This is a genomic window from Streptomyces sp. NPDC052036 (assembly GCF_040680495.1).
In the GTDB taxonomy this organism is placed as follows: Bacteria; Actinomycetota; Actinomycetes; order Streptomycetales; family Streptomycetaceae; genus Streptomyces.
Genome location: NZ_JBFAWW010000027.1, coordinates 1 through 20,888 on the forward strand (window position 1 = coordinate 1; position 20,888 = coordinate 20,888).

Annotated in this window: 23 protein-coding genes and 1 pseudogene; 19 read left to right on the plus strand and 5 right to left on the minus strand. The window is 71.1% G+C overall.

From position 1 onward, the window contains the following. The 3 genes from AB0L95_RS29465 to truA all read left to right on the plus strand — a co-directional run. Positions 1–314, plus strand: a 314-nt coding sequence (locus tag AB0L95_RS29465) for a DNA-directed RNA polymerase subunit alpha C-terminal domain-containing protein (RefSeq protein ID WP_365166565.1), incomplete at its 5' end; no start/stop codon positions are given. A gap of 204 nt (positions 315–518) precedes the next feature. After that, entirely contained in the window at positions 519–1,019 is a 501-nt protein-coding gene (gene rplQ, locus AB0L95_RS29470) for a 50S ribosomal protein L17 (protein ID WP_365166568.1), read from the plus strand. 75 nt (positions 1,020–1,094) lie between these two features. Further along, a complete protein-coding gene (truA, locus tag AB0L95_RS29475; protein ID WP_365166571.1) occupies positions 1,095–1,949 on the plus strand; it encodes a tRNA pseudouridine(38-40) synthase TruA in 855 nt (284 codons plus the stop codon). A 30-nt stretch (positions 1,950–1,979) separates the two neighbouring features. Here the strand turns inward: truA and AB0L95_RS29480 are convergent, their stop codons facing one another. Continuing rightward, on the minus strand, positions 1,980–2,846 hold the full coding sequence (locus AB0L95_RS29480; protein WP_365166573.1) for a hypothetical protein: 867 nt from the start codon (positions 2,844–2,846) through the stop codon (positions 1,980–1,982). Positions 2,847–3,183: 337 nt separating this feature from the next. On the opposite strand from AB0L95_RS29480, the gene rplM reads away from it, so the two are divergent. From rplM to glmM, 3 genes are all read left to right on the plus strand, one after another. Then, positions 3,184–3,627, plus strand: a complete 444-nt coding sequence (rplM, locus tag AB0L95_RS29485) for a 50S ribosomal protein L13 (protein ID WP_365166575.1) — start codon at positions 3,184–3,186, stop codon at positions 3,625–3,627. A 42-nt stretch (positions 3,628–3,669) separates the two neighbouring features. Continuing rightward, positions 3,670–4,182, plus strand: coding sequence for a 30S ribosomal protein S9 (rpsI, locus tag AB0L95_RS29490; protein WP_311696760.1), 513 nt, complete (start codon positions 3,670–3,672; stop codon positions 4,180–4,182). Between the two features lie 261 nt (positions 4,183–4,443). Continuing rightward, positions 4,444–5,802 carry a phosphoglucosamine mutase gene (glmM, locus tag AB0L95_RS29495; RefSeq protein WP_365166578.1) on the plus strand — a complete coding sequence of 453 codons (1,359 nt, stop codon included), beginning with the start codon at positions 4,444–4,446 and terminating at the stop codon, positions 5,800–5,802. Positions 5,803–5,949: 147 nt separating this feature from the next. Here glmM and coaA read toward each other — a convergent pair whose 3' ends face one another. Next, positions 5,950–6,939 (minus strand): type I pantothenate kinase, encoded by a 990-nt coding sequence (coaA, locus tag AB0L95_RS29500; RefSeq protein WP_365166581.1) that lies wholly within the window; start codon positions 6,937–6,939, stop codon positions 5,950–5,952. A gap of 642 nt (positions 6,940–7,581) precedes the next feature. After that, positions 7,582–9,177, minus strand: a complete 1,596-nt coding sequence (locus AB0L95_RS29505; RefSeq protein WP_365166584.1) for an RICIN domain-containing protein — start codon at positions 9,175–9,177, stop codon at positions 7,582–7,584. A 214-nt stretch (positions 9,178–9,391) separates the two neighbouring features. Here AB0L95_RS29505 and glmS point away from each other — a divergent pair, with 214 nt between their 5' ends. Beyond that, the gene (gene glmS, locus AB0L95_RS29510; protein ID WP_365166586.1) at positions 9,392–11,239 is read left to right on the plus strand and encodes a glutamine--fructose-6-phosphate transaminase (isomerizing); all 1,848 of its coding nucleotides are present in this window, start codon (positions 9,392–9,394) and stop codon (positions 11,237–11,239) included. Here the strand turns inward: glmS and AB0L95_RS29515 are convergent. Beyond that, positions 11,200–11,403 (minus strand): annotated as a pseudogene (locus AB0L95_RS29515) (DUF397 domain-containing protein); the annotation flags it as partial. The gene glmS and the pseudogene AB0L95_RS29515 sit on opposite strands and share 40 nt — an antisense overlap. Positions 11,404–11,444: 41 nt before the next feature. Between AB0L95_RS29515 and AB0L95_RS29520 the strand changes: the two are divergent. The 7 genes from AB0L95_RS29520 to AB0L95_RS29550 all read left to right on the plus strand — a co-directional run bounded on the left by AB0L95_RS29520 (position 11,445) and on the right by AB0L95_RS29550 (position 17,096). After that, a complete protein-coding gene (locus tag AB0L95_RS29520; protein WP_365166588.1) occupies positions 11,445–11,708 on the plus strand; it encodes a hypothetical protein in 264 nt (87 codons plus the stop codon). A gap of 9 nt (positions 11,709–11,717) precedes the next feature. Beyond that, positions 11,718–12,089 (plus strand): holo-ACP synthase, encoded by a 372-nt coding sequence (locus AB0L95_RS29525; RefSeq protein ID WP_365166590.1) that lies wholly within the window; start codon positions 11,718–11,720, stop codon positions 12,087–12,089. Positions 12,090–12,132: 43 nt separating this feature from the next. Beyond that, positions 12,133–13,566, plus strand: coding sequence for an NAD(P)H-hydrate dehydratase (locus AB0L95_RS29530; RefSeq protein ID WP_365166594.1), 1,434 nt, complete (start codon positions 12,133–12,135; stop codon positions 13,564–13,566). Between the two features lie 108 nt (positions 13,567–13,674). Then, a complete protein-coding gene (gene alr / locus AB0L95_RS29535) occupies positions 13,675–14,838 on the plus strand; it encodes an alanine racemase (RefSeq protein ID WP_365166597.1) in 1,164 nt (387 codons plus the stop codon). A 95-nt stretch (positions 14,839–14,933) separates the two neighbouring features. Continuing rightward, the gene (locus AB0L95_RS29540; protein ID WP_365166599.1) at positions 14,934–16,163 is read left to right on the plus strand and encodes an alpha/beta hydrolase; all 1,230 of its coding nucleotides are present in this window, start codon (positions 14,934–14,936) and stop codon (positions 16,161–16,163) included. Continuing rightward, a complete protein-coding gene (tsaE, locus tag AB0L95_RS29545) occupies positions 16,132–16,662 on the plus strand; it encodes a tRNA (adenosine(37)-N6)-threonylcarbamoyltransferase complex ATPase subunit type 1 TsaE (protein ID WP_365166602.1) in 531 nt (176 codons plus the stop codon). The genes AB0L95_RS29540 and tsaE overlap by 32 nt, the downstream gene beginning before the upstream one ends. Before the next feature lie 233 nt (positions 16,663–16,895). Continuing rightward, on the plus strand, positions 16,896–17,096 hold the full coding sequence (locus AB0L95_RS29550) for a hypothetical protein (protein ID WP_365166604.1): 201 nt from the start codon (positions 16,896–16,898) through the stop codon (positions 17,094–17,096). Positions 17,097–17,155: 59 nt separating this feature from the next. On the opposite strand, the gene AB0L95_RS29555 is transcribed toward AB0L95_RS29550, so the two are convergent. Next, entirely contained in the window at positions 17,156–17,701 is a 546-nt protein-coding gene (locus AB0L95_RS29555; RefSeq protein WP_365166607.1) for a hypothetical protein, read from the minus strand. A gap of 175 nt (positions 17,702–17,876) precedes the next feature. On the opposite strand from AB0L95_RS29555, the gene tsaB reads away from it, so the two are divergent. From tsaB to AB0L95_RS29580, 5 genes are all read left to right on the plus strand, one after another. Further along, complete coding sequence (gene tsaB / locus AB0L95_RS29560) at positions 17,877–18,530, plus strand: tRNA (adenosine(37)-N6)-threonylcarbamoyltransferase complex dimerization subunit type 1 TsaB (RefSeq protein ID WP_365166609.1); 654 nt, start codon at positions 17,877–17,879, stop codon at positions 18,528–18,530. Beyond that, complete coding sequence (rimI, locus tag AB0L95_RS29565) at positions 18,527–19,057, plus strand: ribosomal protein S18-alanine N-acetyltransferase (protein WP_365166612.1); 531 nt, start codon at positions 18,527–18,529, stop codon at positions 19,055–19,057. The genes tsaB and rimI overlap by 4 nt, the downstream gene beginning before the upstream one ends. Then, positions 19,050–20,147: a tRNA (adenosine(37)-N6)-threonylcarbamoyltransferase complex transferase subunit TsaD gene (gene tsaD / locus AB0L95_RS29570; RefSeq protein ID WP_365166614.1), complete on the plus strand. Its 1,098-nt coding sequence runs from the start codon at positions 19,050–19,052 to the stop codon at positions 20,145–20,147. Before rimI ends, tsaD begins: the two co-directional genes overlap by 8 nt. Then, on the plus strand, positions 20,144–20,401 hold the full coding sequence (locus AB0L95_RS29575; RefSeq protein WP_365166616.1) for a hypothetical protein: 258 nt from the start codon (positions 20,144–20,146) through the stop codon (positions 20,399–20,401). The genes tsaD and AB0L95_RS29575 overlap by 4 nt, the downstream gene beginning before the upstream one ends. A gap of 123 nt (positions 20,402–20,524) precedes the next feature. Continuing rightward, positions 20,525–20,881: a YciI family protein gene (locus AB0L95_RS29580; protein WP_365166619.1), complete on the plus strand. Its 357-nt coding sequence runs from the start codon at positions 20,525–20,527 to the stop codon at positions 20,879–20,881. Positions 20,882–20,888: the final 7 nt, after the last annotated feature.

The window sequence follows — 20,888 nt, forward strand, 5'->3', positions numbered from 1 at the left end:
CCCCCACGGACGCCGCCCTGGCTGCCGACCTGGCGCTGCCGATCGAGGAGCTGGAGCTCACGGTCCGCTCCTACAACTGCCTCAAGCGTGAGGGCATCCACTCCGTGGGTGAGCTCGTCGCCCGCTCCGAGGCCGACCTCCTGGACATCCGCAACTTCGGTGCGAAGTCCATCGACGAGGTCAAGGCGAAGCTGGCCGGCATGGGCCTGGCCCTGAAGGACAGCCCGCCCGGATTCGACCCCACCGCCGCCGCCGACGCCTTCGGCGCCGACGACGACGTGGACGCCGGGTTCGTCGAGACCGAGCAGTACTGAGCCCTCCGCGAGGAGGCCGTACTGCTTCCGCGGGCCGGTGGTCGCTGGCCGCGCCCGCGCTGCGGAGCCGCATAATGGAGCGGCTCCGCGCCCTTTCCGGGGCGCACCCTTCGGGGCCGCCCCGGATCTCCGACGGGCAACCGCTCGCTCGGATACTGACCCTGGTACCTGACACGGCCGGGGCAGACATCTAGGAGAATCACCATGCCGAGGCCCACCAAGGGCGCCCGTATGGGCGGCAGCGCTGCGCACGAGAAGCTCCTCCTCGCGAACCTGGCGAAGGCGCTCTTCGAGCACGGCCGTATCACCACCACCGAGGCGAAGGCGCGCAAGCTGCGTCCGTACGCCGAGCGTCTGGTCACCAAGGCGAAGAAGGGCGACCTTCACAACCGCCGTCAGGTACTCCAGGTGATCACGGACAAGAGCATCGTCCACACGCTCTTCACCGAGATCGGCCCGCGCTACGAGAACCGTCCCGGTGGCTACACCCGTATCACCAAGATCGGTAACCGCCGTGGCGACAACGCGCCCATGGCCGTGATCGAGCTGGTCGAGGCGCTGACGGTGCAGCAGAAGGCGGTCGGCGAGGCCGAGGCGGCGACCAAGCGTGCCGTCAAGGAGGCCGACGCCAAGGTCGAGGAGACCCAGGTCGAGGACGCGGCTCCGGCCGCCGACGAGGCCGCCGAGGAGTCGAAGGACGCCTGAGGTCCGCCCTCGCACTGAAGCGGGTCCGCCCTTCGCGGGGCGGGCCCGCTTTCGCGTACCTGAAAGGATCGAGGAGTGAGTGACGACGTACAGACCGGGCACGTCCGCGTCCGTCTCGATCTCTCCTACGACGGCACCGACTTCCACGGCTGGGCCAAGCAGGCCGGCGGCAGGCGGACGGTGCAGGGAGAGATCGAGGACGCGCTGCGGACGGTCACGCGGTCCCGGGACACCTACGAGCTGACCGTGGCCGGCCGGACCGACGCCGGCGTGCACGCCCGGGGACAGGTGGCCCATGTCGATCTGCCCCTGGCGGTCTGGGGCGAGCACCGTGGGAAGCTGCTGAAGCGGCTCGCGGGGCGTCTGCCCAAGGATGTACGGGTGTGGGCCCTGCGGGAGGCTCCCAGCGGCTTCAACGCCCGTTTCTCGGCCGTCTGGCGGCGCTACGCCTACCGGGTCACCGACAACCCCGGCGGTGTCGACCCACTTCTGCGGGGCCATGTGCTGTGGCACGACTGGCCGCTGGACGTGGACGCCATGAACGAGGCGGCCCGGCGGCTGCTCGGGGAGCACGACTTCGCCGCCTACTGCAAGCGGCGCGAGGGTGCGACCACCATCCGCACCCTGCAGGAGCTGAGCCTGGTGCGCGGGGAGGACGGGATCGTCACCGCCACCGTCCGCGCGGACGCGTTCTGTCACAACATGGTGCGCTCGCTGATCGGGGCGCTGCTGTTCGTGGGGGACGGGCACCGCCCGCCCGACTGGCCCGGGAAGGTGCTGGCCGCAGGCGTGCGGGACTCGGCGGTCCATGTCGTACGGCCGCACGGGCTCACCCTGGAGGAGGTCGGCTACCCGGCCGACGAGCTGCTCGCCGCGCGGAACAAGGAGGCGCGGAACAAGCGGACGCTGCCCGGGGCGGGCTGCTGCTGAGCCCCCGGCAGCGTCCGTGGCGCCGCGGTGCTACTGGCTGGAGGCCGCGGACGCCTGTGCCTCGCCGCGGCGGCGTATCTGGCGGAAGGTGAACTCCGCCAGGTCGTCGCCGGCCGCGAAGACCTTCGCGTCCTTGGCCGTCACATCCTTGCCGCTGGTGAATCCGGCGAGCGTGAAGTAGGCGTAGCGGCCGTAGGAGTTGGTGGTGGAGCGGCAGACCTTCGTCCGGCAGAACGCGGGCACGCCCTTGCCGAACAGCGAGGTGATGATGCTCTTGCCGTCCGTCTCCTGCTTCGCCTTCGTGGCCTGGGACGCGGTGTCGAACAGGGCCACACCGACCGTCACCGCGACGCCGTCCTTGGTGTAGGTGGCGCGGAAGAGCTGAGTGCAGTCGTTCTTGGTGAGCACCGCGGGCAGGGTGCCCTGGACGGCCGACGCGCAGTTGGCCGTGGTGGCCGAGGGGCCCCGCTTGTAGACGTTCGCGCCCACGGTCAGCTGGGTCCCGGGGAACAGCGTGTTCGCGCTGATCGGGGCCGTGTCCTTCTTGGCGCTGGAGATGAAGTCCATCGGGTTCAGCGGGGGAGGGGCCGACGTCGGGGCGAAGGTCGGGATCGGGTCGGCGCTCTCACCGGGGATGTTCGCGGTGCTGGGCAGCGCGCTGGCCGGTTGGTTGGAGGCCTTCGCGGTGCCGTTCGCGTTCACGACCGCGACCGTGACGGCGGCGCCGATGCCGATCGTGGCCAGGGCCCCGCCGAGGATCAGCAGCAGCCGGCGGCGCTTGTTGCGCGCCTCGGACTGCTCGGCGAGCGCGGCCCAGTCGGGGGTGCCGCCACGGCTGCCCTGCTGGGAACTCGGTGTCCAGGGATCCCACTGAGGCTCCCCCTGCCCATAACTCATGCGGCGCATCTTAGACGCGCCGCGGACCGCGTTGTTCCCCTTCGGCGAGCACCACAGCGACATCGCAGCCCAAGCGAGACAAAGCTCCGGTCACCCGGACGGCACAGCCGGGTGGCGGTGTCCCCGTTTTGACCCATGTCGGCGGCCCCGTTATCCTGGCTGTTCGTTATGTGTATTGGCTTGCTCATTCTCACGTGAGAGGCCCTTACACCGGTCCACCGGGCCGATGACCAGCGACCAGCACGCGGTTTGCGTCACCGCAGTGCGGTCTGGGCTGTCGTGATCGTCTTCGGTGACCTTGTCAGGATCCTCACTGAAGAAGCGAAGGCTACGAACCGTGCGTACGTACAGCCCCAAGCCCGGCGATGTGACGCGCCAGTGGCACGTCATCGACGCCCAGGACATTGTCCTGGGCCGTCTCGCCACCACTGCCGCCACCCTGCTGCGTGGCAAGCACAAGCCGATCTACGCGCCCCACGTGGACACCGGTGACTTCGTCATCATCATCAACGCGGACAAGGTCCACCTGTCCGGCAACAAGCGGACCCAGAAGATGGCGTACCGCCACTCCGGCTACCCGGGTGGTCTGCGCTCCGTCCGCTACGACGACCTGCTGGCGAACAACCCGGAGAAGGCCGTCGAGAAGGCCGTCAAGGGCATGCTCCCCAAGAACTCCCTGGGCCGTCAGATGCTCTCGAAGCTGAAGGTCTACAAGGGTGACCAGCACCCGCACGCTGCCCAGCAGCCGGTGCCGTTCGAGATCACCCAGGTCGCGCAGTAAGTCCGGCCACCCCCTAAAGCTGAAGAGAATCTGAGGAGAATCGTGGCCGAGACCACTGCCGAGCAGCCGCTCGAAGAGCTTGACATCGACAGCTACACCACCGAGACCGAGGTTCCGCTCGAGGGTGAGTACACCTCCGAGTCCATGGCCTCGCGCTTCGGTGAGCCCCAGCCGGCCGCCGGCCTGGGTCGCCGCAAGAACGCCATCGCCCGTGTCCGGATCGTTCCGGGCACCGGCAAGTGGAAGATCAACGGTCGCACCCTCGAGGACTACTTCCCGAACAAGGTGCACCAGCAGGAAGTCAACGAGCCCTTCAAGGTGCTCGAGCTCGAGGGCCGCTACGACATCATCGCCCGCATCGCGGGTGGCGGTGTCTCCGGTCAGGCCGGTGCGCTCCGTCTGGGTGTCGCCCGAGCGCTGAACGAGGCGGACGTCGACAACAACCGTGGCGCGCTGAAGAAGGCCGGCTTCCTGCGCCGCGACGACCGTGCGGTCGAGCGCAAGAAGGCCGGTCTGAAGAAGGCCCGCAAGGCTCCGCAGTACAGCAAGCGCTAATCACGCCGCTGGTCGCGCAGGCCCGTACCGCCTGCTGCGCGCTCGTATCGCCCCGGCAGCACGCTCTGTGCCGCCGGGGCGGTTCGTTTACGCGGAAAGATGCTTATCACCGGCTTATGGGGCTTATGGAGCAATCCCGACAGGCCCGGGGCGGCTGCGTGGGATAAGCCTCAAGACAGGCCCGGGGGATGTACGTATCCCGCGCCGGTCTGGACACTCGGCATGAGCCGCACATTTGCAGCAAGTTCGGAGGACACCACAGTGGGACGACTCTTCGGCACGGACGGCGTGCGCGGTGTCGCCAACGCGGATCTCACGGCCGAGATGGCACTCGGCCTGTCCGTCGCGGCGGCTCACGTACTGGCCGAGTCGGGTACGTTCGAGGGCCACCGGCCGACGGCGGTCGTCGGACGCGATCCGCGTGCGTCCGGGGAGTTCCTGGAGGCCGCCGTGGTCGCGGGCCTCGCCAGCGCGGGTGTGGACGTACTGCGCGTCGGTGTGCTGCCCACCCCCGCCGTCGCCTATCTGACCGGTGCGCTGGGCGCGGACCTCGGTGTCATGCTCTCCGCCAGTCACAACGCCATGCCCGACAACGGCGTCAAGTTCTTCGCCCGGGGCGGCCACAAGCTGGCCGACGAGCTGGAGGACAAGATCGAGACCGTGTACGAGGAGCACCGCACCGGCGCGCCCTGGGACCGGCCCACCGGTGCCGGCGTCGGCCGGGTGAAGTCGTACGGCGAGGGCTTCGACCGCTATGTCGCTCACCTGATCGGGGTCCTGCCGAACCGGCTCGACGGGCTCAGCATCGTCCTGGACGAGGCGCACGGCGCCGCCGCCCGGGTCTCGCCCGAGGCGTTCAGCCGGGCGGGTGCCGAGATCATCACGATCGGCACGGAGCCGGACGGGCTCAACATCAACGACGGCTGCGGCTCCACCCACCTGGACAAGCTGAAGGCCGCCGTCGTCGAGCACGGCGCCGACCTCGGCATCGCGCACGACGGCGACGCCGACCGCTGTCTCGCCGTGGACCACACGGGTGAGGAGGTGGACGGCGACCAGATCCTGGCCGTGCTCGCGCTGGCGATGCGGGAGCGTTCCGCACTGCGCTCCGACACCGTTGTCGCGACGGTCATGTCGAATCTGGGCTTCAAGCTGGCCATGGAGCGCGAGGGCATCCAGCTCGTGCAGACCGCGGTCGGCGACCGGTATGTGCTGGAGGAGATGAAGGACAAGGGCTACGCCCTGGGCGGCGAGCAGTCCGGCCACGTCATCATCCTGGACCACGCCACCACCGGCGACGGCACGCTGACCGGCCTGATGCTGGCCGCGCGGGTCGCGGAGACCGGCCGTACGCTCAAGGACCTCGCGTCCGTGATGGAGCGGCTGCCGCAGGTCCTCGTGAACGTCCCCGACGTCGACAAGTCCCGCGTCGCCACCTCCGCCGAGCTGGCCACCGCGGTGACCGAGGCCGAGCGGGAACTGGGGTCCACCGGACGGGTGCTGCTGCGTCCGTCGGGCACCGAGCCGCTGGTGCGGGTCATGGTCGAGGCCGCGGACATCGAGCAGGCCCGGTCGGTGGCCGGCCGTCTCGCGGACGCCGTGAAGTCGGCGCTCGGCTAGGACGTCCCGCCCACTGACACGTGCACGCCGCCCGGCCCGGAGGTGACTCCGGACCGGGCGGCGTTCGTGTGCCGGCCGTCATCTTCCGTGTGGCGGCCGTCTACTTCCGTGGGCCCGCCGTCTCCTGACGGCCTGGCACACTCAGGCTCACAGCTTGCGCAGGCTCAGCCGCTGCACCTTGTGGTCAGGGCCCTTGCGCACCACCAGCGTGGCGCGTCCACGGGTCGGGGCGACGTTCTCCAGCAGGTTCGGCTTGTTGATGGTCCGCCAGGTCGTCCGGGCGTAGTCGAGGGCCTCCTCCTCGGCGACCTGGGTGTACCTGCGGAAGTACGAGGACGGGTTCTGGAAGGCCGTCTGACGGAGCTTCTTGAACCGGTTGAGGTACCAGCGTTCGATGTCCTCGGGGCGGGCGTCGACGTACACACTGAAGTCGAAGTAGTCCGCGAGCCCGACGCGGGTGCGGCCGTCCTTGCCGGGGAGGGCGGGCTGGAGCACGTTGAGGCCCTCGACGATGAGGATGTCCGGACGGCGGACGGTGAGCTTCTGGCCGGGGACGATGTCGTAGATCAGATGTGAGTAGACGGGGGCCGTCACCTCGTCCTTCCCAGCCTTGATGTCGGCGACGAACCGGGTGAGCGCGCGCCGGTCGTACGACTCGGGGAAGCCCTTGCGGGACATCAGCCCGCGGGCCTGGAGTTCCTTGGTGGGCAGCAGGAAGCCGTCGGTGGTCACCAGCTCCACCCGGGGATGCTCGGGCCAGCGGGACAGCAGGGCCTGGAGCAGGCGGGCCACGGTGGACTTGCCGACGGCCACGGAGCCCGCCACGCCTATCACGAACGGCGTGCCGGACTGGGAGCCCTGCTCGCCGAGGAAGGTGTTCAGGGCGCCGCGCAGGCCGTCCGTGGCGCCCACGTAGAGGTTGAGGAGCCTGGACAGCGGGAGGTAGATGTCCCGCACCTCGTCGAGGTCGATCACATCGCCGAGGCCGCGGAGCTTCTCCACCTCCTCGGCGGTCAGGGGGAGCGGCGTCTTGTCACGCAGCGCGCTCCACTCGGCACGGGTGCGGTCGACGTAGGGAGTCGCCTCCGGCTTGGGCCGGTGGGCGCTCCGGGGCATCGAGGAGACCGGAGAGATCACAGTCCATTGTTAACGGAGTTTGAACGAGCGGCGGGGTGGGGTGCGTCACGCCCCATTCCCGCACCTCGGCGATCAGCCTGAGCCGACTCCGCGCGTCGATGCCGAGCCGGCCGATACCGAAGCCTCGGCCCGAGGCAGCCGGCCACAGGCTGGTGAGGGTGCCGGTGGGCAGGAGGGGAGTCCAGCAGGCGGAGCGCGTCCTGGAGCGGCCGCTTGCTAGTCCTGTTCGACCAGGTATCTGACGTCCACGACGAATTCGCCACGTCCGGAGTGCAGCGGCGGGTGCAGTCGGTGAGTGCCGCCCGCACCTCGGCCTCCAGGAACCGAGCCTGTTCGATCTCGGCGACGACCGCGTCAAGGCAGGCCGTGCCGGCCTCCGCGTCGGCCCCGGTGAGCGGCCGTACATCTGCCCTCGCCGACAGTCGGGCGTCACACAGGTCGACGACCGTCCGCGTCCACTCCGCTCCTCCCGCGATCCGCTCCCCGCTCGGCATGTACTGCCCTCCGGCGTCCCACAGCACTTCCAACGTCTCCGAAGGGAGGTTGCCGAGGCTTTGGGCGTCACAGCCGGACGCTCGACTACGACAAACAGGCCGCCCAGGACGCCACCGCCGCCGACACCGCAGCCGGCCACGCCGCGAGCTACGCCAAGGACGCCCGCGACTCCGCCGCACCGTTGCCGTCCGCGATGGTGTAGGCGGCCTGGGTGGCCGTGTCCGAGCCGGCGGCGGCTTTCTTGGCGATCTCCAACTGGGCCTGCAGGACACCGAGCTGCTGCTTGGCCTGCACCTGGGCGTCGGCGATGCCCTTCTTCGCCTTGTCGAACTGGGCCTTGTCCGGGTAGTCGAGCTTGTCGGTGCCCTCGTGGCCCTTGGCGACGAGCCGGTACTTCTGCGGGTCACTGCCGTTGCAGTCCGACTGCCACGAGTCGTAGCCGTTGTCGAACTTGTGCAGGTCCAGGCACTTGTCCGGGGCGGCGTTGCGCAGTTCGCTCGCGGCGCGGACGTCGAACTTCCACTGCTGCGCCGCGGTGTTGTTGCACGTCCAGATCTGGATCTTCGTGCCGTTGACGGCACTGCCGCTCTGCACGTCCAGGCACTTCTGGGCGTTGACGTTGAACAGGGCGTAGCCGTGGGGGTAGCCGAAGATCTGCCACTGCTGGGCGGCGCTGCCGTTGCAGGTGTAGATCTGCACCTGGGTGCCGTTGGCCTTCCCGCCGCCCTGCACGTCGAGGCACTTGCCCTGGGCGGCTTCGAGCTGGATGACCGCGGGGGACTCACCGATCCATCCGATGCCGCCCGGGGCCCAGTACTGCTGCCAGCGGGTCAGATGGTCGGCGATCCAGGACTGTCCGAGCATCTCCCCGAGCGCCTCGGCACCGGCCGCAAGGGCCTTGGTGGCATCGCGGTCGGCGTCGTGGATCTGGTTGCGCTGGCCGGCCTGGGAGGCGATCTCCTGCTGCCACTCGGCGGACGCGGCGGCGACCTCCTTGCCCAGGACCTTGTCCGGATCGACAGGGCTGCGCCCCGCGCAGGACGCGAACCGCGTCTTCAAGTCCTCTACGGCGAGACGGAATTCGAGGCTTCCGGGCTCGGGCGCGGTGTGCGGGAAGCCGCCGGAGGACAGGAACAGCCGGGCGTTGTCGGCGCCGGTCGGCTCGATCGACCAGTTGACGAACGCGTCCCACGCCTGGTGCTCGGCGGACGCCTGGCCCCAGTTGGGCGCCGAGGGGTCCGGGGTGTTGCCGTAGAGCGGGGTGCCGAGGTCCTTGACGGCCTTGACCGTGGCGTCATCGGCCTTGGGAGTCGGGTCCTGGTAGAAGTCACCCTCGCCCTTGTCGAACCGCTCCCGGATCCACTGGGAGAGGCCGGTCTGTGCGAAGAAGTTCTGCCGGTCATCGCCCGCCATACCGGGGGGCCACTCGATGTCGGCCTTCGACTCAAAGCCCCCCGGGGTCGACAGCCCCTGGATCTTCCAGTCGCCGATATGCGCGTAGAGCGCCGATTCCTCCTTGTCGGAGGCAGCCTTGTCCTGGTCGTAGGCCTTCGACAGCGGTGTGTCGGTCCAGTAGTCCGGGTTCGCCGCCCCGTGCAGCTTGTCCGCCGGCTGGTTCAGCGCGTCCTGCGCAAGGCCGTACATGCCCGGCCCGCCCAGCCGCAGCGCGCCCGCCATCAGGCACTGGTCCTGCCGCACCTGCTCGGCACCCTTGCCGTCGAAGCCGTCATAGCTGTCGGCCACAGGGGCGGCATCCCCCGGCGACCGGCCCAACAGGTCCGGCCGGGCCACGAGGGTGGCCAGGACGGCGAGGGTCGGCAGGAGCGAGGTTGGCCGGATTCCGGCCCTTTCTTGGTGTGGCCGTGGGCTGATGTGGCGTTCGTACGCCAGTGGGAATTTCCGATTTCGGGCAGGATTCGAGAGGTCGGGGCGCCGATCGGACCGTAGGCTGCGGCACATGTGCGGAATCGTGGGATACGTGGGGCCGCAGTCGGCGCTCGATGTCGTCGTGGCGGGGCTGAAGCGGCTGGAGTACCGGGGTTACGACTCGGCGGGCGTCGCCGTGCTCGCGGACGGCGGCCTGGCCGCCGCCAAGCGGGCCGGGAAGCTGGTCAACCTGGAGAAGGCGCTGGTCGAACAGCCGCTGCCGAGCGGTACCACCGGGATCGGGCACACTCGGTGGGCGACTCATGGCGGTCCCACCGACGCCAACGCGCACCCCCACCTCGACAACGCCGGACGCGTCGCCGTCGTCCACAACGGCATCATCGAGAACTTCGCGACGCTGCGGGCCGAGCTGGAGGAGCGGGGCCATGCCCTCGCCTCCGAGACGGACACCGAGGTCGTCGCGCATCTGCTCGCCGAGGAGTTCTCGGCCACCGCGGATCTCGCGGAGGCGATGCGGCTGGTGTGCCGGCGGCTGGAGGGCGCGTTCACGCTGGTCGCGGTGCACGCCGACGACCCGGACGTGGTCGTGGGCGCACGGCGCAACTCCCCGCTCGTGGTGGGCGTCGGCGAGGGCGAGGCGTTCCTCGCCTCGGATGTCGCCGCATTCATCGCCCACACCCGCTCCGCGATCGAGCTGGGCCAGGACCAGGTGGTGGAGCTGCGCCGGGACGGGGTGACGGTCACCGGTTTCGACGGCCGTCCGGCCGACGTCCGTTCGTACCACGTCGACTGGGACGCCTCGGCCGCCGAGAAGGGCGGCTACGACTACTTCATGCTCAAGGAGATCGCCGAGCAGCCCAAGGCGGTCGCCGACACCCTGCTCGGCCGGATCGACGCGGCCGGCTCGCTCACGCTGGACGAGGTGCGGATCTCGACCGCCGAGCTGCGCGAGATCGACAAGGTCGTGATCGTGGCCTGCGGTACCGCCTTCCACGCCGGGCTGATCGCCAAGTACGCCATCGAGCACTGGACCCGCATCCCGTGCGAGGTGGAGCTGGCCAGCGAGTTCCGCTACCGGGACCCCATCCTCGACCCGCGCACGCTGGTCGTCGCCATCTCGCAGTCCGGCGAGACCATGGACACCCTGATGGCGCTCCGGCACGCCCGTGAGCAGGGCTCCAAGGTGCTGGCGATCTGCAACACCAACGGCTCGACGATTCCGCGCGAGTCGGACGCGGTGCTGTACACGCATGCGGGCCCGGAGGTCGCGGTGGCCTCCACCAAGGCGTTCCTGACGCAACTCGTCGCCTGCTATCTGGTGGCCCTGTATCTGGGCCAGGTGCGCGGCACCAAGTGGGGCGACGAGATCCGGGCCGTGATCCGCGATCTGTCGAAGATCTCCCAGGAGGTCGAGCGGGTCCTCAGGACCATGGAGCCGGTACGGGAGCTGGCGCGCTCGCTCAGCGGGAAGAAGACCGTGCTGTTCCTGGGCCGGCACGTGGGCTATCCGGTGGCCCTCGAAGGCGCCCTCAAGTTGAAGGAACTGGCGTACATGCACGCCGAGGGCTTCGCGGCGGGCGAGCTGAAGCACGGGCCGATCGCGCTGATCGAGGAGGACATGCCGGTGGTGGTCGTGGCGCCGTCACCGCGTGGCCGCTCGGTCCTGCACGACAAGATCGTGTCGAACATCCAGGAGATCCGGGCGAGGGGCGCGCGCACGATCGTGATCGCGGAGGAGGGCGACGAGGCGGTGGTGCCGTACGCCGACCATCTGATCAGCATCCCGGCGACCCCGACGCTGCTTCAGCCGCTGGTCGCGACGGTGCCGTTGCAGGTGTTCGCCTGCGAGCTGGCGACGGCGCGGGGGAACGAGGTGGATCAGCCGCGGAATCTGGCGAAGTCCGTCACGGTGGAGTGACCCTTCAGGGCGTCGATGAAGGTGGCGAAGGCTCCGGCCGGGATGGTGAGGGTGCCCACGGCCGGGGTCTTTGAGTCGCGGACGGCTATGTGGGTACGGGGGCTGGCGATCTCTACGCAGGCGTTGCCTTCGCCACCGCCGGAGTAGGACGACTTCCGCCAGTTCCCAAGCCGTCCAAGTCGAAGGGGACGATGCGCACGGTGACGTGGTCGGCGTCGGAGAGTTCCAGGATGCGCGTGAGCTGGGTAAAGCCGAGGGCAGGGCCGAAGACCGTGCCTCGCTGATCCGGCGCGTCCTGGAGAAGCACGGTATCCCCGTCCCCGAGGAGACGCGGGAGCGCATCACCTCGTGCACCGACCTCGACACCCTCGCCCCCTGGTTCGACCGTTCCCTGACAGCCACTGCTGCCGGGGATCTGTTCGCCGAGGACCCCGAGGAGCCGGGGCCGGGGTCGGCGGGCGGGTCGTAAAGTGCCTGGATGAGCATCATCGGAGTGGGGATCGACGTTGCCGAGATCGACCGTTTCCGGGCGTCGCTTGAGCGTACGCCCGGACTGGCCCGACGCGTCTTCCTTCCGCAGGAGTTGCTGCTTCCGAACGGTGAGCGGCGCGGTATCGCCTCGCTGGCCGCGCGTTTCGCCGCCAAGGAGGCGGTCGCCAAGGCCTTGGGCGCGCCGGCCGGGCTGCACTGGACCGATGCCGAGGTCTATGTCGAGGACAGCGGGCAGCCCCGGCTGCGGGTGAAGGGCACGGTCGCGGCCCGCGCGGCGGAACTCGGCGTTCAGACCTGGCACGTGTCACTCAGTCACGATGCCGGTGTGGCGTCGGCGGTGGTCGTGGCCGAGGGGTAGAGCCTCCGTCATGGTGCGCGGGCGGTGGGGGAGACTCGACGGTATGCGTACTGCGTACAGCGTGGAGACGGTGAGGGCTGCCGAGCGTTCCCTCATGGCACGGCTTCCGGAGGGGGCGCTGATGCAGCGCGCCGCCGCCGGACTGGCCGCGGCCTGTGCGGACCTGCTCGGACGGGTGTACGGCAGCCGGGTGGTGCTGCTGGTCGGCAGCGGGGACAACGGTGGTGACGCCCTGTACGCCGGGGCGCGGCTCGCCCGGCGCGGGGCGGGGGTCACGGCCGTACTGCTGTCGTCCGCACGCGCCCATCAGGGCGGGCTCGCCGCCCTGCGGAGGGCGGGCGGCTCGGTTACGGAGCCTTCGGGTGGCGCCGAGGAGCTGATCCGGCGGGCCGATCTCGTCGTCGACGGCATTGTCGGCATCGGCGGCAAGGGGGGACTGCGCCCGGACGCCGCCGCGCTCGCCGCGCTCGTCGAACAGTCACGCGCGGCCGTCGTCGCCGTCGATCTGCCGAGCGGGGTCGAGGCGGACGGCGGGGAGGTGCGGGGCGAGGCAGTCCGCGCGGACCTCACCGTGACCTTCGGTACCCACAAGCCGGCCCTGCTGATCGACCCGGCGCGGGAGTACGCCGGTTCCGTACGCCTCGTCGACATCGGGCTCGACCTGCCGCAGGAGGCGGAACTCGAGGCGTTGCAGCACGCGGACGTGGCGGCGCTGTTGCCGCTGCCGCAGGCGGAGAGCGACAAGTACCGGCGCGGGGTGGTCGGTATCGCCGCCGGATCCGCGCGCTATCCGGGCGCGGCCGTGCTCGCCGTGGCGGGCGCGCTGCGGGGCGGGGCCGGGGCCGTGCGGTATGCGGGGCCCGCCGGGAGCGCGGTGATCGCCCGCTTCCCGGAGACGCTGGTGTCCGACCGGGGGCCCGCGAAGGCCGGGCGGGTGCAGGCGTGGGTGGTCGGCCCGGGCGCGGGGGACGACGCGACGACGGTGGCGGAGGTCCTGGCGGCGGACGTGCCGGTGCTCGTCGACGCGGACGGGCTGCGGCTGGCCGACCGGGACGCCGTACGCGGCCGTGGCGCACCGACGCTGATGACTCCGCACGCCGGTGAGGCGGCCGCGCTGCTCGGTGTGTCACGGGAGGAGGTGGAGGCCTCCCGGCTCACGGCGGTGCGGGAACTGGCGGCCCGGTACCGGGCGACCGTCCTGCTCAAGGGCTCCACCACACTGGTGGCGAACCCCGAGGGCGGCCCGGTGCGGGTGAACGCCACGGGCACGCCGTGGCTCGCGACCGCGGGCAGCGGGGATGTGCTGTCCGGGCTGTCCGGCTCGCTGCTCGCGGCCGGTCTCACGGCGCGGGACGCGGGCAGTGTGGCGGCCTATCTGCACGGTCTCGCGGGCCGCTACGCGGCGGACGGTGCCCCCGCCGGGGCTCATGACGTGGCGGACGCGATCCCGGAGGCGTGGCGGGACGTACGGAGCTGAGGCGGGACTTTCTCCGTCGGTCCCCCACAGGGGTGTTCGCCCTGCCGCCGCGCGAGACCGTACCGGTGCCGGAGCGCTGTCGGAGGCCTCTGAGACACTGGTGGCGCGATGACGAGTTCTGAGACAGCACCCCTGCGTGCCCGCGCCGAGATCGATCTTGCGGCCCTGCGGGCGAACGTGCGTGCCCTGCGCGCCCTCGCGCCCGGCGCGGCCCTGATGGCCGTCGTGAAGTCGGACGCGTACGGCCACGGGGCGGTCCCGTGCGCCCGTGCGGCCTTGGAGGCCGGCGCCCAGTGGCTCGGTACAGCCACCCCCGAGGAGGCCCTCGCCCTGCGTGAGGCCGGTCTGCCCGGCCGCGTTCTGTGCTGGCTCTGGACCCCCGGCGGCCCTTGGCGCCGGGCGATCGAGGCCGATGTGGACGTCTCGGTGAGCGGTCTGTGGGCGCTCGGGGAACTGCGCGAGGCCGCGGCCGCCGCGGGCGTGCCCGCCCGGGTCCACCTCAAGGCCGACACCGGCCTCGGGCGCAACGGCTGCCAGCCCGCGGACTGGCCCGAACTCGTCGCCGAGGCCCTGCGGGCCCAGGCGGACGGCCTGCTCACCGTCGTGGGCCTGTGGTCGCACTTCGCCTGCGCCGACGAGCCCGGCCACCCCTCCATCCAGGAGCAACTGGACCGTTTCCGGGAGATGGTGGCGTACGCCGAGGGGCAGGGCGTGCGTCCGGAGGTGCGCCACATCGCCAACTCGCCCGCCACACTGACCCTCCCCGAGGCGCACTTCGACCTCGTCCGGACGGGGATCGCGGTCTACGGCCTCTCGCCCAGCCCCGAACTCGGCACCCCCGCCGACCTCGGACTGCGCCCGGTGATGAGCCTGAAGGCCTCGCTCGCCCTGGTGAAGCAAGTCCCCGGCGGCCACGGTGTCAGCTACGGCCACCTCTACACCACCCCCGGCACCACCACCCTCGGCCTGGTCCCGGTCGGCTACGCGGACGGCATTCCGCGCCATGCCTCCGGCGCGGGCCCGGTCCTGGTCGACGGCAAGCTCCGTACGGCGGCGGGCCGGATCGCCATGGACCAGTTCGTGGTGGACCTCGGCGGCGACGAGCCCCCGCCCGGCACGGAGGCCGTCCTGTTCGGTCCCGGCGACCACGGCGAGCCCACCGCCGAGGACTGGGCGCAGGCGGCGGGGACCATCGCTTACGAAATCGTGACCCGGATCGGAACCCGCGTGCCCCGCGTCTACGTAAATGTGAAGACAGAACAGGACGGGTAACCCACACGGGTGAACCGGGGCAGGTGTAGGGCAGGACGAGCGGAGCTTTCGCGCAAGGCAGGACGGGCGGAGCATCCGGCGAGGAGGAGGGGGACGTGAGCGAGACGAGCGCGGAGGTCGTGGAGGTCGTCGCGGGCGCCACCGCCGCCACCACCGGGACCTGGCGCCTCGCCGGCCTCGCCGGCGCCGCGATAGGCGTGGTCGCGGCGGGTGCCGCGGCCGGTGTCGCCCTCGAACGGATGACGGTCGGCCGCGGCATGCGCCGCAAGGCCCGGCTCGCCCTCGATTCGACCGGCCCCTACGGAACGCTCCGCGGCACCCCCGGCAAGGCGTACGCCGACGACGGCACCGAGTTGTACTACGAGGCCGACGACGTGGAGCCGGAGGGCGGCCCCGCGCCGCGCCGCCGGAGGCTCTTCGGCCGTAAGGCCCCGGCCCCGGTCACCGTCGTCTTCAGTCACGGCTACTGCCTCAACCAGGACTCCTGGCACTTCCAGCGGGCCGCGCTGCGCGGCGTCGTCCGGACCGTGTACTGGGACCAGCGCAGCCATGGCCGCTCCGGGCGCGGGCTCGCCCAGGCGGACGGCACACCCGTCTCCATCGACCAGCTGGGGCGCGACCTCAAGGCCGTCCTGGACGCGGCCGTCCCCGAGGGGCCGGTCGTCCTCGTCGGGCACTCCATGGGCGGCATGACGGTGATGGCCCTCGCCGACCAGTTCCCCGAGCTGATCCGCGACCGGGTCGTCGGCGTGGCCCTGGTGGGCACCTCGTCCGGGCGGCTCGGCGAGGTCAACTTCGGACTGCCCGTCGCGGGCGTCAACGCGATACGTCGCATACTCCCCGGGGTGCTGAAGGCACTGGGGCAGCAGGCCGAGCTGGTGGAGAGGGGGCGCCGGGCCACCGCCGACCTGTTCGCGGGGATCATCAAGCGGTACTCGTTCGCCTCCCGTGACGTCGACCCGGCCGTGGCCCGGTTCGCCGAGCGGATGATCGAGGCGACGCCGATCGACGTGGTCGCCGAGTTCTATCCGGCGTTCACCGACCACGACAAGACCACGGCCCTGGCCCGTTTCGCCGGGCTTCCGGTGCTGGTGCTGGCCGGTGTCCAGGACCTGGTGACACCGAGCGAGCACAGCGAGGCGATCGCCGATCTGCTGCCCGACGCCGAGCTCGTGCTCGTGCCGGACGCCGGACATCTGGTGATGCTGGAGCACCCCGAGGTCGTCACCGACCGCCTCGCCGACCTCCTGACCCGCTCGGGAGCGGTTCCCGCAGGGGCTACCGTGGGGGGCTATGGAAGCACCAGCACCGCACAGCCCGGCTGAGTCCCCGCTGCCGGGCGTCACCACCGAGTTCACCGTCACCTCCCCCGAACAGATGCAGGAACTGGGGCGCCGTCTGGCCAAGCTGCTGCGCGCCGGTGACCTCGTGATGCTGAACGGCGAGCTGGGCGCAGGCAAGACCACGCTGACCCGCGGCCTCGGCGAGGGGCTCGGGGTGCGCGGCGCGGTCACCTCGCCGACCTTCGTGATCGCCCGGGTGCACCCGTCCCTCGGGGACGGCCCGCCGCTGGTCCATGCGGACGCCTACCGCCTGGGCGGCGGGCTCGACGAGATGGAGGACCTCGACCTCGATGTCTCGCTGCCGGACTCCGTGGTCGTCGTGGAGTGGGGCGAGGGCAAGGTCGAGGGGCTGACGGACGACCGGCTGCACGTGGTCATCCACCGGGCGGTGGGGGACACGACGGACGAGGTGCGCCACGTCACCCTCACGGGCATCGGACACCGCTGGGCGACGGTGGACCTGGCCGTGCTGTCGGCCTGAGGCCGCATCCGCCGAAGCCCTGGGGCCGCATCCGCTGAAGCCCTGAGGCGCCCTCGCCCAGGCCCTGAGGGGCCGCTCATCGCCGCGGGACGCGCGTTCGTATTTTCGGTCGAACATGCCGACAACTCGTCGGCAAGGTGTTGCGCCGCAGGTGCCGGGCGTGGTCACATGGACATCAGTCCGTGGTTAGGTCTGCCTAACCACGCCCGCCCCCGCGAGTCCAGGAGGCGTCCATGCCGGCTTCAGAACGCGACAAGGCGCCGCGAAGTGTTGCAGCCGGCGCGGCCGGAGTGCCGATGCGGGATCTGCTGGCGTCGTGCGCCGCGGCGAAGGCCGTCTCGACCCCGCCGCGTGATCCGGACCCCGCACCGAAGGCGACCCCGGAGACCACCCCCGGGACCGAGGTGACCGAGGAGCCCCGCAGGGCCGCGTAGAGCGCCCGAGAGCCCCGGAGCGCGAGACGCGCGCGCCCGGGCGTACCCGAAGAAGGTCCCTACCGGACGACGACGACCTTCTCGTCGGTCGTCGCGAACTCCCACACCGCCGTGCCGTCCGCACGGGACTCCCGGATTCCGCCCAGCTTCCTCGAGGCGTCGGGCTTGGACGTCGCACCGTCCAGGGCTGCACTGAAGCCGATCACCACGCCCTGGTTCGCCGCGAACCGCACGATGTGCTCGACCGTCGTACCGTCCGAACCGGTTCCGGCGGCGGTCCGGGAGGTCACCTTGTACGTGCCCGGCAGCGGGTCCACCGTCCCCGGCGTGACCTTGAAGGTGCGCTGCACCTTGTTGTCCGGGCCGACCAGCCACACGCGGTCGTCGTCGAGCGCGTACACGACCCGCTCACCCGTGCCGGAACCTGCGGGCAGCGCTGCCGGGTTCTTCTTGGCCCGGGGCGGCTTGGCCGGGGCCGAAGTCTTCACCTGCGGCTTCCCCAGCGTGTCGGGTACGTGCGCCGACGCCTGGTAGGCGAGGAAACCGACCACGGCGACGGCTGTCACGGTGAGCCCGGCCACGATTCCCGAGCTGCTCCTAGCCACCCTGTGCCCACCTCTCGACCCCCGCACGCGGAAGAGTGCGTCGCCCGGTTCACCACTCGTACGACGTATCCGATCGTTGATCGATCCGTCGTACTTCTTCGCTGTGACGGTAGCAGCAGGCGCGCGCCGGACCGGCCCGGCCGTGCGTCGGGCGCGGGCGCCGTACGCTGTTTGCGTGCTCTTGCTCGCTCTGGATACCGCCACCCCCGCCGTCACCGTCGCCCTGCACGACGGCACGTCCGTCGTCGCCTCCTCCGCCCAGGTCGACGCGCGACGGCACGGGGAACTGCTGCTGCCCGCCGTCGACCGGGTCCTCGCCGAGGCGGACACCCGGCTCGACGCCGTCACCGGCATCGTCGTGGGCGTGGGCCCCGGCCCCTACACCGGGCTGCGTGTCGGTCTCATGACCGCCGACACCTTCGGTCTCGCGCTCGGGGTGCCCGTGTACGGCGTGTGCACCCTCGACGGTCTCGCCTACGCCTCCGACCTGGAGGTGCCCTTCGTCGTGGCCACCGACGCACGTCGCAAGGAGGTCTACTGGGCGCGGTACGACAACGCCCGCACCCGGGTGACCGACCCCGCCGTGGACCGCCCCGCGGACATCGCGGAGCAGGTCGCGGGCCTGCCCGCTGTCGGCGCCGGCGCGCTGCTGTACCCGGACACGTTCCCGCGGGCCCATGAGCCCGAGCATGTCTCGGCGGCCGCGCTCGCGTCCCTGGCGGCGGAGCGGCTGGCGGCGGGCGAGGAACTGGCCGCGCCCCGCCCGCTGTATCTGCGCCGCCCCGACGCGCAGGTGCCGAAGAACTACAAGGTGGTCACCCCCAAGTGACCGGGCCCGTGACACCCGTGCTGCGCGAGATGCGCTGGTGGGACATCGACCCCGTCCTGGAGCTGGAGAAGGAGCTCTTCCCCGAGGACGCCTGGTCACGGGGCATGTTCTGGTCCGAGCTCGCGCACGCCAGGGGAGCGGAGGCGACCCGGCGGTACATCGTGGCGGTCGACGACGGGCGGATCGTCGGCTATGCGGGGCTGGCCGCCCAGGGCGACCTGGCCGACATCCAGACCATCGCCGTGGCCCGCGGCCTGTGGGGCACGGGACTCGGCGGGCGGCTGCTGAGCGAGCTGCTGCGGGCCGCCACCGCGTTCGAGTGCGCCCAGGTGATGCTCGAGTGCCGGGTCGACAACGTGCGCGCACAGAAGCTCTACGAGCGCTTCGGCTTCGAGCCCATCGGGTTCCGACGCGGCTACTACCAGCCGGGGAACGTGGACGCTCTGGTGATGCGCCTGACCACCTCGCCCGACAGCGGCTTCGCTGCGGGCCCCCCTTCAGTACGAGGAACCGACAACAATGGCTGACGAACCCCTGGTCCTGGGGATCGAGACCTCCTGCGACGAGACCGGCGTCGGCATCGTCCGCGGTACCACCCTTCTCGCGGACGCCGTCGCCTCCAGCGTCGACGAGCACGCGCGCTTCGGCGGCGTGGTCCCGGAGGTCGCCTCCCGCGCACACCTGGAGGCGATGGTGCCGACCATCGACCGGGCGCTGAAGGAAGCGGGGGTGAGCGCGAAGGACCTGGACGGCATCGCCGTCACCGCCGGGCCCGGGCTCGCCGGTGCGCTGCTGGTCGGCGTCTCGGCGGCGAAGGCGTACGCGTACGCCTTGGGCAAGCCGCTGTACGGGGTGAACCACCTCGCCTCCCACATCTGCGTGGACCAGCTGGAGCACGGCGCGCTGCCCGAGCCGACGATGGCGCTGCTGGTGAGCGGCGGGCACTCCTCGCTGCTGCTCTCCACCGACATCACCTCGGACGTACGGCCGATGGGCGCGACCATCGACGACGCGGCGGGCGAGGCCTTCGACAAGATCGCCCGCGTGCTGAACCTCGGCTTCCCCGGCGGCCCGGTCATCGACCGGTACGCCAGGGAGGGCGACCCGGAGGCGATCGCGTTCCCGCGCGGGCTGACCGGTCCGCGCGATCCCGCGTACGACTTCTCCTTCTCCGGTCTGAAGACGGCCGTGGCCCGCTGGATCGAGGCGAAGCGCGCGGCGGGCGAGGAGGTCCCGGTGCGCGACGTGGCGGCCTCCTTCCAGGAGGCGGTGGTGGACGTGCTGACCCGCAAGGCGGTGCGAGCCTGCAAGGACGAGGGCGTCGACCATCTGATGATCGGCGGTGGCGTGGCGGCCAACTCCCGTCTGCGCGTCCTGGCCCAGGAGCGCTGCGAGGCGGCCGGGATCCGGCTTCGGGTGCCCCGTCCCAAGCTGTGCACCGACAACGGCGCGATGGTCGCGGCGCTCGGCGCGGAGATGGTCGCCCGCGGGCGGGCCGCCTCGGACTGGGATCTGTCGGCGGACTCGTCGCTGCCGGTGACGGACCCGCATGTGCCCGGCCAGGCGCACGCCCATGACCATGTCCATGAGATCAGCAAGGAGAACCTGTACTCGTGACGGTCGCGCTGATGTGGGAGGCCCGGGCGGTGGCCGGGCGGGGCGAGGACCTGCTGGCCTGGGTGCGGGCCCAGGAGCTGACGCCCGCGCCGCTGCGGCGCGAGACCCTCCGGGCTCCCCAGGACCGTGTTCTCGTCATCACGTGGTGGGACGCGGACCCCGCCGCCGGCCTCCCCGAACTGCCCGAGCCGGACGGAGAGCTGGTGACCCGCACGGTGCACCGCTGGCGTTTCGAGACGGTCGACGGCGGCTGAGCGGCCCCAGAGAAAAAAATCTTCGAAGAATTCCGGAGACCGTGTCGATCCGGGTGCCGCCCGATCGACGCACGGGTGAGAGGCGGGGACAGGCCCCGTCGCTTCCGGACCGAAGGAGTCACCATGCCCCGCTATCTGTCGCTCGTGCGGATCGACGAGTCCACCGCCCCCGCCGAGGGCCCCAGCCCCGAGCTGATGCAGCGGATGGGCGAGCTGATCGAGGAGGTCACCAAGGCCGGCGTGATGCTCGACACCGCCGGGCTCACCCCCTCCGCCCAGGGCGCCACCGTGCGCTGGGAGGGCGGGAAGCTGTCCGTCACCGACGGGCCGTTCACCGAGTCCAAGGAGGTCGTCGGCGGCTACGCGATCATGCAGTGCAAGGACATGGCCGAGGCGCTGGAGTGGACCAACCGGTTCCTGAAGGTGCACGAGGAGCACTGGACCGTGACCTGCGAGGTGCGGGAGATCGCCGAGGCCTGACCGTTCC

Coding starts and splice junctions, on each gene's coding strand:
- rplQ (WP_365166568.1), top strand. CDS start 519: ATGCCGAGGCCCACCAAGGGCGCCCGTATGGGCGGCAGCGCTGCGCAC.
- AB0L95_RS29480 (WP_365166573.1), bottom strand. CDS start 2,846: ATGAGTTATGGGCAGGGGGAGCCTCAGTGGGATCCCTGGACACCGAGT.
- glmS (WP_365166586.1), top strand. CDS start 9,392: ATGTGCGGAATCGTGGGATACGTGGGGCCGCAGTCGGCGCTCGATGTC.
- AB0L95_RS29525 (WP_365166590.1), top strand. CDS start 11,718: ATGAGCATCATCGGAGTGGGGATCGACGTTGCCGAGATCGACCGTTTC.
- AB0L95_RS29530 (WP_365166594.1), top strand. CDS start 12,133: ATGCGTACTGCGTACAGCGTGGAGACGGTGAGGGCTGCCGAGCGTTCC.
- alr (WP_365166597.1), top strand. CDS start 13,675: ATGACGAGTTCTGAGACAGCACCCCTGCGTGCCCGCGCCGAGATCGAT.
- tsaE (WP_365166602.1), top strand. CDS start 16,132: ATGGAAGCACCAGCACCGCACAGCCCGGCTGAGTCCCCGCTGCCGGGC.
- AB0L95_RS29550 (WP_365166604.1), top strand. CDS start 16,896: ATGCCGGCTTCAGAACGCGACAAGGCGCCGCGAAGTGTTGCAGCCGGC.
- tsaD (WP_365166614.1), top strand. CDS start 19,050: ATGGCTGACGAACCCCTGGTCCTGGGGATCGAGACCTCCTGCGACGAG.
- AB0L95_RS29580 (WP_365166619.1), top strand. CDS start 20,525: ATGCCCCGCTATCTGTCGCTCGTGCGGATCGACGAGTCCACCGCCCCC.